Source organism: Roseibium sp. RKSG952, from assembly GCF_009711355.1.
The window spans coordinates 102,360-119,585 of the sequence record NZ_SMMF01000948.1 but is presented as its reverse complement, the minus strand read 5'-3'; the positions used below and the strand labels follow the sequence as shown (position 1 = coordinate 119,585).

Genomic DNA, 17,226 nt, shown 5'->3' with positions numbered 1-17,226 from the left:
GCCGGGACCACCATTGCCGCCGCCGGGACCGCCATTGCCGCCGCCGGGGCCGCCATTGCCGCCACCGGGACCGCCATTGCCGCCACCGGGGCCACCGCGGGCGTTCAGAAATTCATTGATCATGTCCGGGCCAGCTGCAAGCAAGGTTTCCAAACCTGCCATCATCGGGTTGCCAGCCCCGGCGCCATTTTCCCCGTTCGGATTAACTGGCTGACCTCTTCGAAAAGCGTTGCCAATCATTTTTGTTTCTCCTGTTGCTTCCCCGCCACAGAAGATGTTCCGGATCTTGGCATTTTTTAGATCGTTAAAATTTGGTTAGGATAGCCCTCCAGTCCCTTGACACGACATATTGTTTCTATGTCTCACCAAGTTGGAGTGCTCAATTGATTGGGACACAAAATGGACTTCAGGTTCCGGTCGAGGCTGTCAATGAAAATGGTCAACCTGCATCCATTTCTGAAAATGTCCATTTATTTCAACGGAACTTGGCTGGTTGCTTCCTGAACAACAACAATTTCACAGGGCTGAACGTGCGTGATGTTTCCCGATCGAATGCACGGATGGCTGTTTAAGCGGCATGCAAGCTAGAGAGCGCAATCGGGCGTTTTTGAGGATATTGTGTGAGGGTGCCCTTCAGGATGATCTGTAGCCGTGTTCGCAATCTTTGATAGTGATCGGTTTCCTAAATCATTGGTAATGTGGATTTCCGGAGCAAAAACTATACGGATCAATAATTTGGTCTCACAAAACATTGAAGCCTTGTGGATAGTGGCCTGAGCGGCTTTATAGGGCCGAAATGCCGGGTTTTTGCCGCAATTTCCAACCGGCCGTCCTTGGCTGGTCGAGCCGTGGCATGAGCATTGGTGCCCTTTTCTACCGATATTCGGACTGTCTGATCTCCGACAGGAGGCCGGAAACTACGAAACAAGACGGCGCATCTTCAATTGATCCCGCCGGTTCGATTTTCAAAGGGAAACAAGGAGCGTAGAAAGCATGAAGGCAATGGTCTTGAAAGCACCGCGTACTCCATTGATTCTGGAAGAAAGACCGGATCCGGTGCCCGGGCCTTGCGAAATCTGTATTGCTGTCGAAGCTTGCGCGGTCTGCCGCACCGACCTCCATGTTGTTGACGGGGATCTTGCAGGTGGCCTGTTGCCGGTGGTTCCGGGGCACGAAATCGTGGGTCGCGTGACCGCCGTCGGAGAAGGTGTGTCCGGCCATTCAATTGGCCAGCGCGTCGGAGTACCGTGGCTCGGACACACTTGTGGGCATTGTGAATATTGTGAAACCGAGCGCGAAAACCTCTGTGATGCCCCGCTCTTCACCGGCTTCACACGTGATGGAGGGTTTGCAACACATGTTGTTGCAGACGCCGACTTTTCCTTCCCGATGACCGGATTTGACGATCCTGTCGGCGCCGCGCCGTTGATGTGCGCCGGTCTGATCGGCTGGCGGTCCCGAAAGGCTGCAGGGCCGGGAAAGCGGATTGGTCTTTACGGCTTCGGTGCTGCGGCACATATCCTGATTCAGGTTCTGGAATGGCAGGGATGTGATGTCTTTGCTTTTACCCGAAAAGGTGACGAGGCTGCACAGGATCATGCCCGTTCCCTTGGTGCAGTCTGGGCGGGGGCTTCCGGCGACAGCCCCCCTGAAAAACTTGATGCAGCCATTCTGTTTGCGCCCGTTGGGGACCTGGTGCCGATTGCCTTGAGAGCGGTCAGGAAAGGCGGGCGGGTTGTTTGTGGCGGCATTCACATGAGTGACATTCCGTCTTTTCCCTACAGTATTCTCTGGGAAGAACGCCAGATCGTGTCGGTCGCCAACCTGACCCGGGACGATGCGCGGGAATTTCTGGACATAGCCCCTAAAGCGGGTGTCACGACACATGTGACGCGATATCCGCTTGAAAAAGCCAATGACGCATTGGAGGATCTGCGCCATGGCCGCTTTCAGGGGGCTGCCGTTCTGGTTCCCTGAACGCTCGGTTTCTCGGAGTGCCTATTTCATCATGATATAGGTGCCCGGAGCCGGGCAAAGAGACGGATACCCCGAGGCCGGATTGCCTGCGTCTCGCGCAGGGACCTGTCCGGAGGAGTGCTTGCCGAGCCAGGCGCTCCATTCGGGCCACCAGGATCCGTCTTGCCGGGGCGCCGTCGCCTCCCACTCCTCAGCATCCGGATGGCTTCCTCCGAGTTTGTAAAACAGCTTGCGGTATGTCCGGTGCGGATGTCCGGGTTCGGAAACGATGCCTGCGTTGTGGCCCCCCGATGTGAGGACGAAATCGACATCGGTATCAAACAGATGGACCAGTTTGAAGACCGACTTCCAGGGGGCCACGTGATCGGTCACGGTACCCACTGCAAAGACCGGTGCCTGTATGTCTTCAAGATGCACATCCCGCCCGCCGACTTTGAACCGGTTCTGCGACAGGTCGTTGTCGAGATAGAGCTGGCGCAGGTAGTCTGCATGCATGCGATAGGGCATACGCGTTGCGTCCGCATTCCATGCCATGAGATCGTTTGGGCCCGGACGGCTGCCCAGCAAGTAGTCGCGGACGATGCGCGACCAGACAAGATCCTGAGATCTCAGCATCTGGAAGGCTCCGGCCATCTGCCACTGATCGAGATAGCCGTTTTCCCACATGACATCCTCAAGGAAGGACAATTGGCTGGCGTCAATGAACAGCCCCAATTCACCCGGTTCTTCAAAGTCCACCTGTGCGGCGAGCATCGTCAGCGACTTGAGGCGCGGGTCGTTGTCGCGTGCCATGGCGGCTGCCGCCATGGACAAAAGCGTTCCGCCCAGACAGTACCCGGCGGCATGGATACGGTCTTGCCCCGTGATGTCCTCTACAACATTGAGCGCTGCCATGACGCCCTGATGCAGATAATCCTCAAGGCCGACATCCCGAAAACGGGCATCCGGATTGATCCAGGAAATGCAGAAGACCGTGTACCCTTGGCGGACAAGATACCGGATCATGGAATTGTGCGGAGAGAGATCGAGAATGTAGTATTTCATGATCCAGGCCGGCACGATCAAAAGCGGTTCGGCTGCAACCTCGGGCGTTGCCGGGCTGTACTGGATCAGCTCGATCAAGTCATTGCGATAGACCACATGGCCGGGCGTGACGGCAACATTTCGGCCAGGTTCGAAAACGGCGGGGTCCTGATAAGTGTGGTCCACGGTCTTCACGAGGTCGCGCACAAGGAAATTGTAGCCGCGCAGGAAATTCGCACCCGATTCTCTTGCGGTGGTTTCGAGTACTTCCGGATTTGAGAAGACGAAATTGGACGGCGCGAACATGTCCAGGATTTGGCGGGTATAAAAGGAAACAAGCCGTTCGTGCTGTGCCGTGACGCCGGCGGTCCCGGTCATTGCATCCCGCCACCACTCTTGGGCCATCAAAAAGGACTGTTCCCAAATACCGAATGGCTGTTTCTTCCAGCCGTCCGATTGAAACCGGTGGTCATGCGGTTTGGGTTCGATACATCGTTTGGCGGTCTCCGGGCCCGCGGCGGCCTCGGCAATGTATTGCGACAACCGGATTTGCTTGCGCCAGAATTCGCGGAGAATCCTTTGTTGTTTCCCGGGAGAAATCGCCAGATGCAAGGCCCAGTCTTGCCAGGCCAGCATGAGGCTGATCGGCGAAATGCCAAGTGTCGTTGACGCAATCATGGCGTAATGCAAACGATCCGCAATCCGGTAGACATCATCCGTTGCCTCCCGTTTGACCAACGGGCGCAGAACGGAACGATTGTTTTCATTCGAGGCGTTGGATATTGCAGATTGAATAAGCGCTGTTTGCGTCACACGACACTCCTTTGTTGCTCACTGGTGTGCCGCTCCGGTCCCGGCCTAGGCAGGAACTGAGGAAGCAGCTTTCATATCTTTTGTGACACCTTCAGTGTGTTGTTGAACCTGATTGAAGGCATCGGCGGCCAGGCGCGTTCCAAGACCGGTGATCTTGACACCTTCCTGGGAATAATCATCGACGGCTTCCTGGCAGAAGCCTGAAAAACTGGACAAGATTTCAGTACTTTCATGGGTGCTTAGCATCTTGTCGATGAAGGCGATGTCCTTGGTGTAGCGATGCCGGACGAAATCCAGCAGCTCGATCTGCCATTCGAGCATGGTCTTCATGTTCTTGGCTTGCATGCTTGCTGCAAAAAAAAGCGGATTGCTCTCGGCGCCTGAAAACGGGTTCCAGGCCATGTTCGGATAACCTGTCCGCGTGGTCGACTGCTTTGCCATTATGTTAACTCCCGTGGGTTAATTACTCCAGATATGGGGGTGGCAAGTTTCCGGACAAGCGTCAGTTTTCAAGGCCGTCAGGCTGCAAAATGAGCGCATGGAACATGTCCGGTCAGTCAAGGTTCATTTGGCCCGCCAAATCTTATGTTTGATCGGCAACGCCTCTATTCCGGGCGGCGGTTCTGATGATAATCGGCCTGTGGATCCCATCGTTGATCCTTGTCAAATGCCGCGCATTTCCTGAAGTACATTGTATTTCAGGTTGTCTCGTTCGCTGATTGCGAAGGCGATCCGGCCCCTTTTACCGTTTCGGTTGTGCAATTGCTCGGAACTATGCGTTTCATCCTGATTTATGATAATATGATAGGCAAATTATGCGGAAATAGTTTTTCCTGATAGGTGCGTAGTCTGTTTTCTACTTGGCTTCCCTTACGGATCGCTTTAGCGTTGGAGACAGTCTCTGGAAGGGCCGGGAGGGGCGCGCATGAGCAGAGTATCGGATGCGCAAAAGGGGCCGGTTGGGTGGACCAGGCGCCAAGTCTTGAAAACTGCCATGGCGGGCGGGGTCACTCTGTCCGTGATGACTTTGTTGCCACGCCGGCCAGATGCCCAGGAGCCAGTTCAGCCGGTAGCCCCTGGTTGGGATGTCGAAGGCGGTCACAAGCTGCGCTACCGGGTCGACGGTTATGCGAAGGTCACGGGGCAAAAAATCTATCCCAGAGACTTCCGTGCCTCTGACATGGATGGGTGGCCTGCAGAAACCAGTCATGCCTGCCTGTTGTTTGCAACAGATGCGCAGCACATCTTTGAAGATATCGATCTGTCCATCCTCGGGACGGATCTCCAACCGGACCAGGTTGTACAGGCAAGTGACCTGGCTGCAGCCGGGATAAAGGCAACCGGTTTCTTCGCATCCGATCTTTTGTGCCCAAAGGGACAGACGCCGCTTTATCTGGGACAACCTCTGGCGATTCTGATTTGGCACGATCTTGATCGCTTTTCGGATGCCCGTCTTCGCCTTTCCGGTGAAACCGGCATCGTCCGGTATGGTGAGCAGACAGGGCCCCAGCCCGGGAAACCTTATGGTTCAAACCGGTTTACCCGTGTCGGTGGCGACAATCCCGAAGGTCCTGATGTTTATTCCCCGGTCAAAGATGGCTGGGTGGAGCCGGTTCGCTTTCAGAAGAACCGTTTTCCCGTGTGGGCGCCGCCCAAGCAAGACGGCGAGGGATCGGATCAGGCGTCTTTTTATGGTCAGCAGATCAGGGACGATCTGGAATCCGGCAAGTCCGGAAAGGTCATATCGCTCAGCTCTCAAAGCCAGTCCGTCGACCAGTTTTTCATGGAGCCCGAGTCCGGGCTATGCTGGTATGACGCCGCCAACAAAAAGCTTTCTGGCGTGTTTGGCGTTCAGTCGCCTGAAACAACCCTCGAAGGCCTCGCGGGGATGGTAAAGGATGCCGAAAACGGCTACCAGATTGCGTCGATTGACGGATATTTCGCATATCTCGGGGGCAGTTTCGGAGGCAAGGACCATTCGATCTTTCCGCTTTATGCAGCGGCCGCTGCCATGTTTTCCGATGGCAAGCCGGTTCGGCTTGCATTCAACCGGTTCGAGCAATTCCAGTTCGGAATAAAACGGCATGCATTCAAGATCGACGCCAAGATTGGTGTTGATCCGCAATCCCACGTGTTCACGGCATTTGTGGCGGACATGTCGTGCGACGGCGGCGGTCTTGCTAACCTGTCAGCCTCGGTCGCCGATGTAGGTGCGGTCAATTCCGCCTCTATTTACTATTTTCCCAAAAGCGATGTCACAACAACAGCCTATCACTCGCGTGCGGTCACGGCAGGCTCGATGCGCGGCTTCGGGACCTTGCAGACTGAAACGGTTACGGAATCGCTGGTGGATGAAGCTGCTCGGGTTCTCGGGACAGATCCTTTCGAGCTCCGGCGCAAGAATGCCAAGCGCACAGCGCAATTGAACCTCACCGGCAATCCGCTGTCCGGGGTGGTTCGAAATATCGAAGTGCTTGACGCACTTGAGAAAGTTCCATTGTGGCAGGAGCGTCTCAAAAACAAGAGCGCCTATGAGGCTGCAAATCCGGGCAAGACCTATGCTGTCGGCATGGCATGCGCTGCCAAGGACTTCGGGACAGGAGCGGACGCCGGCCTTGCAGCCATATCGTTGTCTCCGGACGGCAAGATTTCGGTCACTTGCAATGCGATCGAGATGGGAACCGGGATCAGTACCGCTGTGGCGGAGCGGACTGCTTGGTATCTCGGGCAGCTTGCCCACACTGTCACGATGGACGTTCCTTCCTTTTGGGCGCCGCTGAAACTTGTCACCACCGGAGATCCCTACACAATCAGTGCCGCAGAGCAGGAGAAGGCTGCGAAAAATCCGCGCTGGGTGCCGGTGATTTCGTCGTCCACAAGTTCATCAACATGCGCGCACATCACGACAGGCACCGTTTCCGAAGCGGCCTTTACACTGCTGCGTTTCTGCCTTTGGCCGGCGGCCCGCGAGATTTGGACCGAAGGTGTGCTCGGCGGGTCGGGAACGCCCGAAGTCGTTCGGTTTTCAGAACTTCGCTGGACAGAACAGGGCCTGTCCGGGATGGGAATGGTGCCGATCCCGCTGGAAAAACTCGCGGCAAAAGCGCATGAAATGGGTTTTATAACCGGTGTCATGGTTCACACCTTCAATCGTTGGGGCTGGACCACCGCAAACTTTGATATCGAAGGTGAAACCTGGAATGCGGCAGTGGACGCCATGGCAATCCAGAAGGGAACTGATGACTGGGATTTGCTTGATCGCCAGACTGTAGCGTTCCCGCCGGCGGGCTTCGAAAGGATCGGCGGGGATTATTCCCCGAGGGTCAGAGAGGCAGGTGGCGACGCAAATCAAGCGGGGTCCGGCACCACGGCGGCCACAACTGCCAGCGAGCAGGGTGCAGGATCACAAAACCCGCTAGGGGAAGCGGTTTTCTATCCGCCTCCGGGCCTGGAGCGTGTAGGCGTCAACTATTCATCGACGGCAGGTGCGGTTGCCGCCATTTCGGTCAACAAATCCAGCGGGGAGGTCGAGGTTCTTGGCGTGCACCAGGTGCTCGAGTGCGGGCGGCAAGTCGTTCCCGAACTTGTGTCGGGACAATCGGAAGGCGGCATCGTGATGGGGATCGGGCATGCCTTGCGGGAATACCTGCCCCTCTACGAGAATGGGCCGGGCAACGGAACCTGGAACATCAATCGCTATCGGGTCCCGCATGTGCCGGATGTGCCGGTCTGGCAGATCAACACGGACGTGTTGCCTCCCCTGACCGACACCGATCCGCCGAAAGGCATGGCCGAGTTGGGCATGATGCCGGTCGTTCCGGCTATCCTGAACGCCCTCCGGGAAGCCACCGGCCATCGTTTTACCGATCTGCCGGTTACTGCAGAAGACATTCAAAAGGTGCAGCCATGACGCGCTCGACGATTACCGTGACCGTGAATGGAACGCCGCAGGGACCGCATGAGGTCCCGGACGCCATGCGAATGGTCGATTATCTGAACGACACTCTCGGCCTGACCGGAACAAAATTCAGTTGCGGGATCGGGATCTGCCATGCATGCGTGGTCATTGTCGACCAGCCGGACGGAACCTCAAGAACCGAAAGAACCTGCATCCAGGGGGCGGCCGCGTTTGACGGGAAATCCATCCGCACGATCGAAGGCCACGCGAAAAACGGCAAGCTTTCGCCGGTTCAACAGGCCTATGTTGATCACTTCTCGTTCCAGTGCGGCTACTGCACATCGGGCTTTGTCAACGAGGCCACGGTTCTCCTGGAAAACCTGAAAAAGTCCCCGATTGCGAAGGCGGATGTCGAGACGGCAATCGAGGAGGCCATGGGAAATCACATTTGCCGTTGCACCGGATATGTGCGGTACTTTCAGGCCCTGAAGGACCTGATCCTGAATCAGAACGGCTTGACACGGGAAGGGTGAGCGATGGGGAGGGGGATGCGCCTGCTGGCCGGTCTTGTCGGACTGGGAGTTCTGGGACTGGTAGGTTATGCGGGCTTCGCCTGGATCTGGGGCGTGCCCGGGGCGGAAAGCCGGCCGACCTTGACGGCCGAGACCGATATTGACGCTGGCCGGTATCTTGCCGACATGGGGGATTGTGCCGCCTGTCACACCGGTGAGGGAAATGTACCCTCTCTTGCAGGGGGGCGTTCTTTCGATACCCCTTTCGGCAAGCTTTATTCGTCAAACATTACACCGGACAAGACCTATGGCATCGGCAATATGACCTCCGCCGAGTTTTACCAGACCATGGTTTACGGTGCGGATTCGGTGCTGGCGCCGCTCTATCCGGCAATGCCCTATACCTCCTATCACATCCTGACCCGCCAGGAGACAGACCAGATCTTTGCCTATTTGATGTCTCTGGAGCCGGTTGCCTCTCAACCGCCCGCCAATGCCCTGAATTTTCCGTTCAATATACGGCCGCTCATGTTCGGCTGGAATCTGTTGTTTGCAAGCCGTGCGCCGTTTGGTCCCGATCCGCAAAAAGACGCGGTGTGGAACAGGGGGAAATGGATTTCAGAAGGGTTGGGACATTGCGGCGAATGCCACACTCCGCGAAACATACTGGGTGCGATGGAGGGAGGCGACAAGTGGTTTGCCGGTGCGGTGATCGGCGGATTCGAAGCTCCGAACATTCAGCCCGGTGCTTTGGCACAACGTGGCTGGAACCGGGAAGACCTTGTGACCTATTTCGAGAGCGGCGCAGGCCCGCAAGGGTCGGCATTCGGGGAGATGTTCCTGGCAATCAAGGACTCGCTCCGGAAACTGACACATGAGGATCAGGTCGCACTTGCAACCTACCTGATGGACACGGCGTCTGCGTCTCCCACAAAGGGACAGAGTATTGTGTCACAGCTCGGCGCAGCTGCGCATGCCAATGCGTCTGGCCAAGCCTTGTATCTGTCCCATTGTGCTCTTTGTCACGGAGATCAAGGGCAGGGCATACCGAACGCCATTCCGCCGCTTGCAGGCAATTCGACGGTCGCGCAGACCAACGGGTTCAACCTGATCGCCGTCACAGCGAAAGGTCTTGACGCTGAAGACATGTCAGTGATGGCCGGATACGGTCCCATGCCCGGATATCGGGACAAGCTCACCGCACCGCAACTTACCGACCTGGCGAATTACATTCGCGCAGCATTTGCTCCGGACACCACGCAACTACAGCCGCTTTCCCAGAGCGAAGTCGAGACGATCCTGAAATCAGTTCCAGTGGATTGACCGGCCGGACTGGTGATGCGTGGGTGTATGTTAGGGGTTGCTAGCTCGTGCGGGTGTGTCCGGTTCACGTCTGTTTCCTTGCAACCATATTTGGACAAGAAACTACCTGTTCAGGCCATTCGAGGCTTCGTGTTTCAATGCGGATGGACGCGTGGTGTGCCGTGCGTCACAGGTTTGTCGCGGCCAGTTCTGGCACACCGGCGCATGCTTCGCACTCCCGGATGTGCATGGCAACCTGCCGGCATGTCTAACACGGCAATCGCAATGAAACGCCGGGTTTGCTAAAGCCTTTTTCTTGGAATGCGGGAAGTGACAATCGGCTTCCTGCTGTTCAACAAGCAACAGGATAACTGGAGGCTGAATTGTCCGGTCAAGGTAATGCATCAAACCGCAGGGACCATCTTGTGGCGCCGGATGATCCCGACGCCTCTTACGGCACTCTCGCGAAAGCGCTTCATTGGACCATCGCTACGCTGGTTCTGGCAATCTGGCCGCTCGGATTGATGATCGGCTATGTCAAATCAGAATTTGCACCTGATTTCTACATGCTGCACGAGGGGCTCGGCTTCCTGGTGTTATGGTTGATGCTCGTTCGTGTGGGAAACAAGCTGATTTCCGGTTCGCCGCATTTCGAGGGGCCGGCGCTTGAACGGTTTGCTGCCGCAGCAGTCCACGGGCTTCTTTATCTGTTTCTGATCATCATGCCCGTGTCCGGGTTTCTGGCGACCAATGCTCACGGATTTCCGCTGGACTGGTTCGGTATCCTCCCGATCTGGAGCCCGCTCGGCAAGTCTCCGGAGATCGCGGGAACCCTGTCAGCCATTCACGAATGGAGCGCCTGGATATTATTGGGACTGTTTCTTGCGCATTTGGGGGCTGCTCTTTTTCATCATGTCGTTCGGCGTGACAGGACCCTTTCCCGCATGATTTGAGTGCATCGAAGCGATCTCGGCCATGGTCCAGATCGCTACCTCGAGTGGTTGCTGGCGGCCCCGGATGGCGGTGGTCTCCAACGTCGAACGATGGCCGGACCTCATGGATTGCGGGACTTCCGCAAGGACTGCTGACGATATGGCCACGGCTGCGCCGCGCTCCTTGGCAAGATCGAGCAGTCTGCTGGCAACGTTGACGCAATCACCTGTCGCGGCGATTTGTTGCTGGCTTTCATGACCGAGCCGGGACAACACCACCGGCCCCATGTGAAGGCCCACACGAACGCCGGTTATGTCGGGTTGAAGTCCGGCTTCAACAATCCAGCTCGTGGTAGCCCGGGTGAGCGCAAATGCACACTGCATTGCCCGTGCCGCATCGGTGGGCGCTGGATCAGGGATGCCAAAGCCAAGCATGGCCCCATCACCCATGAAATCGAGAACGACCCCGCCGAACCCGGCAGCCTCGTTCACGACGATGGTGTGAAACTGTTTCAGGTAATCGCGGGTTTGTGCCGGCCCGATCCGTTCGCTCAGTCCGGTATAGCCGGACAGGTCCAGAAACAGGATCGGGGCAATCTGCTGCTTCGGGGCGATGAGAAACACGGGATCTTCCGCGATGCGGTGTGCGAGCAAAGGGGATTGGAACCGGCCAAGGGCATCGCGGGCGCGCTGGATTCGGCGGGCCTGGTAGCGATCCGTCACTTGCCGGAGGATACCGATCGCGGCAACCGGAGGAAGGCTGGCCGCGATGGGCAGTGCCGCATTGAGCCAGATGCCTTGGCGGAACACAAACACCGTAGTCGCAAGCCAGACCGTCAGGATGGCCAAGTAAAGGAGGGAGGCAGGCGCGAGCGGCAGAAGAAGGACTGCAAGCATGCCTGTCAGCATCACCGTCACGGCGGCTGCCACATCAATCCGGCGGATATTCAAATCCCGCCGGAGCGGCGAGCCGTCGAGCAGGTTTGCAATTCCGGTTGCCTGAACTTCCACGCCCGGCATGATCGGGTCAAAGGGCGTGTTGAACCGGTCTCCGACAGCTGTCGCGGTCACGCCGAGCACGGCCAGCCGGCCGCGCAAAAGATCGGCTGCCGCAGGGTCGCTGAAAACGTCCAGCGCGCTGATGGTCGGGACGGTTCCGGCTGGTCCATAATAGTTCAAGGCCAAATGCCAACCGAGATCCAGCAGCTGCAGACGGTCGCCGAAACGTATTCCCTCACGGGCAACAATTGGGTCCTCGGCCATGAAATACCCGGCCGCACGCAGGGCAAAGGACGGCTCGGGCTGGCCGTTCACCAGATAAATCAGGGGGATGTGGCGGGGAGTGCCGCCAGGATCCTGAACGATATTGACAAGCCCGACTGACGATTGGGCCGCAATTTTGGAAAGCGGGGCGAGGACCCTGTTGGCTATCGGCACATATGCCCGATGGGTGTTTTGTCCCTGAAATTGCCCGGCGGCTGCAATAACGGACGGCATGGCGGCAAGTGAAAGGCCAAGAGCCGTGTCTTCGTCCGCTGCAGACTGACCATTGAAGAGGATATCGACAGCGATTGCGCGTGCGCCACTTGCCCGTATTCTGTCGATCAATGCGCCCAGCTGGCCGCGCTTGAGCGGATATTGGCCAAGCGCGGAGACTGTAGCGTCATCGATCGCGACAACGGTAACGTCCGACGGTGGCTTGCGCGAACCGCTTGCAAGGATCCTCATGTCGAGAAGGACCGATTCAAACCGGTCCATGATACTGGAAACGCCTGCCAGATGGTTTCTGGCAAGAAATCCCGTCCAGGCCAGGCCTCCCAGCAATGCGAGTACCAGCACCCAGGCGGGTAGGTAAAGCTTCATTGACCGAAGCGGGCGAGCAGACGGGTGACGCGCTCGACGGGCCAGCGCCGGACATCAAGCGGCACGCCGGGCGTAACTTCGACACCCAATCCTTCCGTCAAGAGGACTGGATCCGATCCGTCGCGGCGTGAAACGGCAACTTCGCCCTCGGAGACGAAAACGGCTGTCGTCTCTCCGGTTACATCGACGATGTAAATCGTGCCGCGCACTGCCGCGATGGCGTGCGGGGTCAGAATCTGGAAGGGGCCGCTCCCGGGGTCAACATTCACCAGGACACCATCTTCCGTGATTTCCGCTGCGGCAGGACGGCTTCCTGCCGCTGCGTTGCCGATTTGCAATGTTGCTGCAGCCTCGGCATCCAGAATAAGGCTATCGCCGCATTGGTAGACGACCCTGGGAGGATCTGCGAGCTGGCGGCTGTCACAGCCGGTATTTTCTTGTGCTGCAACCTCTGGGGGAAGATTGAAAAGAATCATGGCGGTTACTGTCAAAATGAATTGAAACCGCATCGCAAAAATTCCTGATGAACACTGGATAGAGTGTAATATGTACACGCAAATCGCTCTTACGCCTAGTGTGGAAGGCATACAGTCAAGGGCAACGCAGGACCGGTTTCCGAACAGGGAGAACAGGCGGATGCAAGCTGGTGAAGAGCTGAACAAGGAGGAACTCCTTGGCAAGAGCTTTGTTTTCGAAGCCCTGAATGAGAAAGCCCGTCGGGAGCTGGCAGGGTTCTCCTACATCAAGCAGTACAGGGCGGGCGAGGTGGTTTTTACCATGGGCGCGCCGGGGCAGAGCATGATGGCGATCGCCGAGGGGGTGGTCCGGGTCAGTGTTGTAACGCCAACCGCGCGCGAAGTGACCCTCAATGACATGAATGCCGGCGAGATTTTTGGTGAAATCGCGCTTCTGGACGGCGGTGAGAGGTCCGCAACAGTGACCGCGCTGACAAATTGCACCCTTGTGGTCCTCGAAAGGCGGGCATTACTGGATCTGCTGCACCATGATCCGAAATTGTCCATCCGTTTGATCGAATTGTTATGCAAGCGGGTTCGCAGGTCGGATGAACGGATGATCGAGATTGCCTTTCTTGATCTCCCGGCGCGGCTTGCCAAGCTGCTGCTACGCTTGTCCGTGACGGCCCCTGGTAGCCCGGAAAAGCCCTTGAAGAAGCTGTCCCAGTCCCAATCCGAACTGGCCGGCATGATCGGGAACTCCCGCGAGAACGTGAACAGGTGTCTGCGGAAGTGGCAGAAGGCGGAGCTGATCGGCCTTGAAAACGGTTGGCTGAAGCTGATTGACCGCGAACGACTTGAAGAAATGGCCGAGCCTGATTGACCGTTTTCAAACGCGTGCTTTCTCGTTGTGCCGGGCGTCACGTGCGTACTCGGCATCGGCCGCGCAGGGATGTTCCATCGGAGGGGAAAAGCTCTGCAGGAAGAACAATTCCTTTTTGAAAACAACGATGTTCTGCATGCCTTTCACAAACGCAGTCGCCTTTGCGGTGACCACTGCGGCTGGTGTTGTCCCTTTTTCTTCTGCAGCCCTTTTGTGAATTCCTTGCCGGTTTCGATGGCCTTGTTTGCCGGCATGAGTATCAAGAGGTGCCATACTGAGAGGGATGTATTTGGAATTGAGATCTGAAGTGCAGCCGGATTGAAAAAGGGCCGGAGAAACCGGCCCTTTCGAAGCACCAAAGCAACTTCCGCTACTTAGTGCTGCCATCCGCATTGAAGGTGTCGAGATAGGCAATTACGTTCGCGCGCTCGTCTTCCTTGCGAAGCTTGAAAGCCATCTTGGACCGTCCGCCGAGATACTTGGACGGATCTTCAAGATATTGCATCAGTTCAGCTTCGGTCCACGGACCGGCGCCTTCCGCATTTTCCACAGCAGCCTTGGAATACTTGTAGCCTTCCACGCTCGCCGGTTCACGGCCTACGATCCCGTTCAGCTGGGGGCCAACCTTGTTTTTTGCACCTTCGCCGACCGCATGGCAGGCTTGGCACTTGCGGAATACCTTTTCACCGGCGGCGGCGTCGCCTTCCGCATGTGCCTGCATGGTCAAAGCCAGCAATGCGGTCCCCGCAATCGTGATAACGCGTTTCATCGATTTCTCTCCCTCGGTTCTTGCGTGCAGGACACGCCTGCAAACTAGACATAATGATAAATGCCGAGACAAGACGTTTCAGACGGCTTGCCCCTGTTTTTCATCAGACTGTGAAGCTATGTCGCATCTGTTTACTTTAGGTAAGTGCTACAAAAATAAGCGTTTTTCCGGATAAAACACTCCTGTCAAACTGCCGCGCGTGTTTGACTTGGCAAGTGCAGCCATTGCTCGAGTCCGGTGTCCCAGTATGGCGACGGGCTGTAGAGACCGGCCAGGAAGTCGATAAATACGCGGACCTTTGCAGGTAGAAACCGCCGGCTCGGGTAGACGGCATGCAATCCGACATCCTTGGACGCGCGATACTCTGGCAGCAGGATCTGAAGTTTGCCTTCCCGCAATTCTGGGCCAATATCCCAGGTCGATCTGAGCGCGATTCCAACGCCAGAAAGAAGGCATTCACGCACGACCTCGCTCGAATTGGTTTTGACCGGAGCGAAGGTCCGCACGGTTTCCAGTCCCTGAGGACCCATCAACCGCCAGGGATCCTGATTGGCAGCTGCAAGACAGACGTGATTGTCCGCAAGATCCTCGATTGTGAGCGGTACGCCCTTGCGGGCGACATATTCCGGTGCAGCCACCAGAATGCGATGGACGGGAGCCAACCGGCGGGCCACGAGGCTTGAATCAGACAGTTCGGCAATTCGTATCGCCAGGTCATACCCGTCGCCGACGATGTCGACGAAACCGTCATCAAGATCGAGATTGACCGAGAGGTCCGGGTTCGTTTCCAGGAACTTGCCAAGATATGGAGCAATGTGCATACGGCCAAACGAAGTGGGTGCCGCGACTTTCAATGTGCCGCGCGCCTGCGCTGAGCCGCGGGAAACAAATGCTTCCGCCTCTTCCACGGACGCAAGGATCGCGACGACCCGTTCAAAGAACCCCTGACCGGCCTCGGTCATGGCGATTTGGCGCGTCGTTCGTTGCAGAAGGCGCGTCCCGAGCTTGTCTTCCAGACGGCGGATACGTTTGGACACAACGGCTGGCGAGAGTCCCATTTCGCGTCCGGCAGCCGACATGCTGCCGGCCCCAACGACCCGCGCGAAGATCTCCATGTCCGTCAAATTGCTCATTTTCTACCGCCCGGATATAAATCTTTTTGCCGTTTTGACATTTCCCGAAGCCGCCTTTTGCGTCAGGATCAGGACGCTGGCCAGTCCATATGCCTTGCCAAATCGTCAATGTTACGCGTGCTGCTCTTATCTGGATCAAATTGGCTTCTGCAAGTAGGGATGCTCAATGTCTGCCATATCAATGCCCGCTCCCGACCAGTCGGTCCTGGATAGACGTTCAGAAATCGTGAAAGCCCTTCAGGCCATTGTTCCCGGAGAAGGCGTTATCTACGACGAGCGCGAAATGCGCCCGTATGAAACCGACGCCTTGACCGCTTATAAACAACTTCCGCTGATTGTCGTTTTGCCTGAAACCGTTGAGCAGGTCGCCGCTGTCCTGCGTTATTGTTACGCCAACAATGTCAAAGTCGTGCCGCGCGGGGCCGGAACCTCCCTGTCCGGCGGTGCCCTTCCGGTCGCTGACGGCGTCCTGTTGTCGATGATGAAGTTCAACCGGGTTCTCGATATCGACTTTCCGAACCGCGCTGTCGTGGTTGAGCCGGGCGTAACCAATCTGGGGATTACACGGGCAGTGGAACATGAAGGGTTCTACTACGCGCCCGATCCGTCTTCCCAGATCGCCTGCTCCATCGGGGGCAACATTGCCGAAAACTCCGGTGGGGTTCACTGCCTCAAATACGGTTTGACCACCAACAATGTGTTGGGCCTCGAAATGGTGCTGATGACGGGCGAGGTCATCCGGCTCGGAGGCAAGCATCTCGACAGTGAAGGCTATGACCTTCTGGCGCTGATGACAGGATCGGAAGGCCTGCTCGGCGTGGTGACCGAGGTCACGGTGCGGATCCTGCAAAAACCCGAGACCGCGCGGGCGCTGCTTGTCGGTTTCCCGGCAAGTGAGGACGCAGGGCGCTGCGTTGCCGACATCATAGGTGCCGGGATCATTCCAGGCGGCATGGAAATGATGGATGCCCCGGCGATCCGTGCGGCCGAAGACTTCGTGCATGCAGGCTACCCGCTGGACGTCGAAGCGTTGCTGATCGTGGAACTCGACGGACCGGAGGCCGAGGTGAACCACCTGCTGGGCCGGGTTGAGGAGATCGCACGAACAAACGGCGCGACCCATTTGCGCGTGTCCGAAACCGAGGAAGAGCGCTTGACGTTCTGGGCCGGGCGGAAAGCGGCGTTTCCAGCCGTCGGACGGATTTCGCCAGACTACTTGTGCATGGACGGAACAATCCCGCGCCGCGAGCTGCCGCGTGTTCTGGCCGGAATGCGGGATCTGTCCGAAAAACACGGGCTCGGGGTGGCCAATGTCTTTCACGCGGGCGACGGAAACCTGCATCCGCTCATTCTCTATGATGCCAACAAGCCCGGGGAACTGGAAGCCGCTGAAGCTTTTGGGGCAGATATCCTTCGGCTTTGTGTGGAAGTCGGCGGCGTCTTGACCGGCGAGCATGGGGTCGGGATCGAGAAACGCGATCTGATGCCGGAAATGTTTTCAGAAGACGATCTCAAGCAGCAGCAGAGGGTCAAATGCGCGTTTGACGAACGTCAGTTGCTGAACCCGGGCAAGGTCTTTCCCGTGCTGCATCGCTGCGCCGAGCTTGGCAAGATGCACGTTCACAAGGGGCAGCTGCCGTTCCCGGACATCCCGCGGTTCTAGTCT

General features: G+C 57.2%; 15 protein-coding genes. 7 read left to right on the top strand and 8 right to left on the bottom strand.

The features are described from left to right. The coding region (locus E1297_RS32140; protein WP_209016124.1) for a hypothetical protein at positions 1-240 on the bottom strand (240 nt) is incomplete at its 3' end. Positions 241-993: 753 nt separating this feature from the next. Here E1297_RS32140 and E1297_RS32135 point away from each other — a divergent pair. After that, entirely contained in the window at positions 994-1,977 is a 984-nt protein-coding gene (locus tag E1297_RS32135; protein ID WP_155145242.1) for a zinc-dependent alcohol dehydrogenase family protein, read from the top strand. Between the two features lie 21 nt (positions 1,978-1,998). Here the strand turns inward: E1297_RS32135 and E1297_RS32130 are convergent, their stop codons facing one another. Then, a complete protein-coding gene (locus tag E1297_RS32130; protein WP_368669765.1) occupies positions 1,999-3,813 on the bottom strand; it encodes a PHA/PHB synthase family protein in 1,815 nt (604 codons plus the stop codon). Positions 3,814-3,858: 45 nt separating this feature from the next. Beyond that, positions 3,859-4,254 carry a hypothetical protein gene (locus E1297_RS32125; protein WP_155145241.1) on the bottom strand — a complete coding sequence of 132 codons (396 nt, stop codon included), beginning with the start codon at positions 4,252-4,254 and terminating at the stop codon, positions 3,859-3,861. A 484-nt stretch (positions 4,255-4,738) separates the two neighbouring features. Between E1297_RS32125 and E1297_RS49935 the strand changes: the two genes are divergently transcribed. From E1297_RS49935 to E1297_RS32105, 4 genes are all read left to right on the top strand, one after another. After that, entirely contained in the window at positions 4,739-7,723 is a 2,985-nt protein-coding gene (locus tag E1297_RS49935) for a xanthine dehydrogenase family protein molybdopterin-binding subunit (RefSeq protein ID WP_209016123.1), read from the top strand. Then, entirely contained in the window at positions 7,720-8,244 is a 525-nt protein-coding gene (locus E1297_RS32115; RefSeq protein WP_155145240.1) for a (2Fe-2S)-binding protein, read from the top strand. The genes E1297_RS49935 and E1297_RS32115 overlap by 4 nt, the downstream gene beginning before the upstream one ends. 15 nt (positions 8,245-8,259) lie before the next feature. Beyond that, positions 8,260-9,546 carry a cytochrome c gene (locus E1297_RS32110; protein ID WP_196223455.1) on the top strand — a complete coding sequence of 429 codons (1,287 nt, stop codon included), beginning with the start codon at positions 8,260-8,262 and terminating at the stop codon, positions 9,544-9,546. 404 nt (positions 9,547-9,950) lie between these two features. Continuing rightward, positions 9,951-10,478, top strand: a complete 528-nt coding sequence (locus E1297_RS32105; protein WP_368669766.1) for a cytochrome b — start codon at positions 9,951-9,953, stop codon at positions 10,476-10,478. On the opposite strand, the gene E1297_RS32100 is transcribed toward E1297_RS32105, so the two are convergent. Together E1297_RS32100 and E1297_RS32095 are read right to left on the bottom strand one after the other, a co-directional pair. Beyond that, positions 10,392-12,320, bottom strand: coding sequence for a CHASE2 domain-containing protein (locus E1297_RS32100; protein ID WP_155145234.1), 1,929 nt, complete (start codon positions 12,318-12,320; stop codon positions 10,392-10,394). The genes E1297_RS32105 and E1297_RS32100 overlap by 87 nt on opposite strands. Further along, positions 12,317-12,829: a FecR domain-containing protein gene (locus tag E1297_RS32095; RefSeq protein ID WP_196223454.1), complete on the bottom strand. Its 513-nt coding sequence runs from the start codon at positions 12,827-12,829 to the stop codon at positions 12,317-12,319. The genes E1297_RS32100 and E1297_RS32095 overlap by 4 nt, the downstream gene beginning before the upstream one ends. A 127-nt stretch (positions 12,830-12,956) precedes the next feature. Here E1297_RS32095 and E1297_RS32090 point away from each other — a divergent pair, with 127 nt between their 5' ends. After that, a complete protein-coding gene (locus tag E1297_RS32090; RefSeq protein ID WP_155145230.1) occupies positions 12,957-13,658 on the top strand; it encodes a Crp/Fnr family transcriptional regulator in 702 nt (233 codons plus the stop codon). Between the two features lie 6 nt (positions 13,659-13,664). On the opposite strand, the gene E1297_RS49930 is transcribed toward E1297_RS32090, so the two are convergent. The 3 genes from E1297_RS49930 to E1297_RS32075 form a co-directional block, all read right to left on the bottom strand. Further along, on the bottom strand, positions 13,665-14,051 hold the full coding sequence (locus E1297_RS49930; protein ID WP_155145228.1) for a hypothetical protein: 387 nt from the start codon (positions 14,049-14,051) through the stop codon (positions 13,665-13,667). After that, positions 14,029-14,427: a cytochrome c family protein gene (locus tag E1297_RS32080; RefSeq protein WP_155145226.1), complete on the bottom strand. Its 399-nt coding sequence runs from the start codon at positions 14,425-14,427 to the stop codon at positions 14,029-14,031. The genes E1297_RS49930 and E1297_RS32080 overlap by 23 nt, the downstream gene beginning before the upstream one ends. Before the next feature lie 185 nt (positions 14,428-14,612). Then, positions 14,613-15,560 carry a LysR family transcriptional regulator gene (locus E1297_RS32075; RefSeq protein WP_155145224.1) on the bottom strand — a complete coding sequence of 316 codons (948 nt, stop codon included), beginning with the start codon at positions 15,558-15,560 and terminating at the stop codon, positions 14,613-14,615. A gap of 166 nt (positions 15,561-15,726) precedes the next feature. Between E1297_RS32075 and E1297_RS32070 the strand changes: the two genes are divergently transcribed. After that, a complete protein-coding gene (locus E1297_RS32070; protein ID WP_155145223.1) occupies positions 15,727-17,223 on the top strand; it encodes an FAD-linked oxidase C-terminal domain-containing protein in 1,497 nt (498 codons plus the stop codon). The last annotated feature ends 3 nt before the right edge of the window (positions 17,224-17,226 follow it).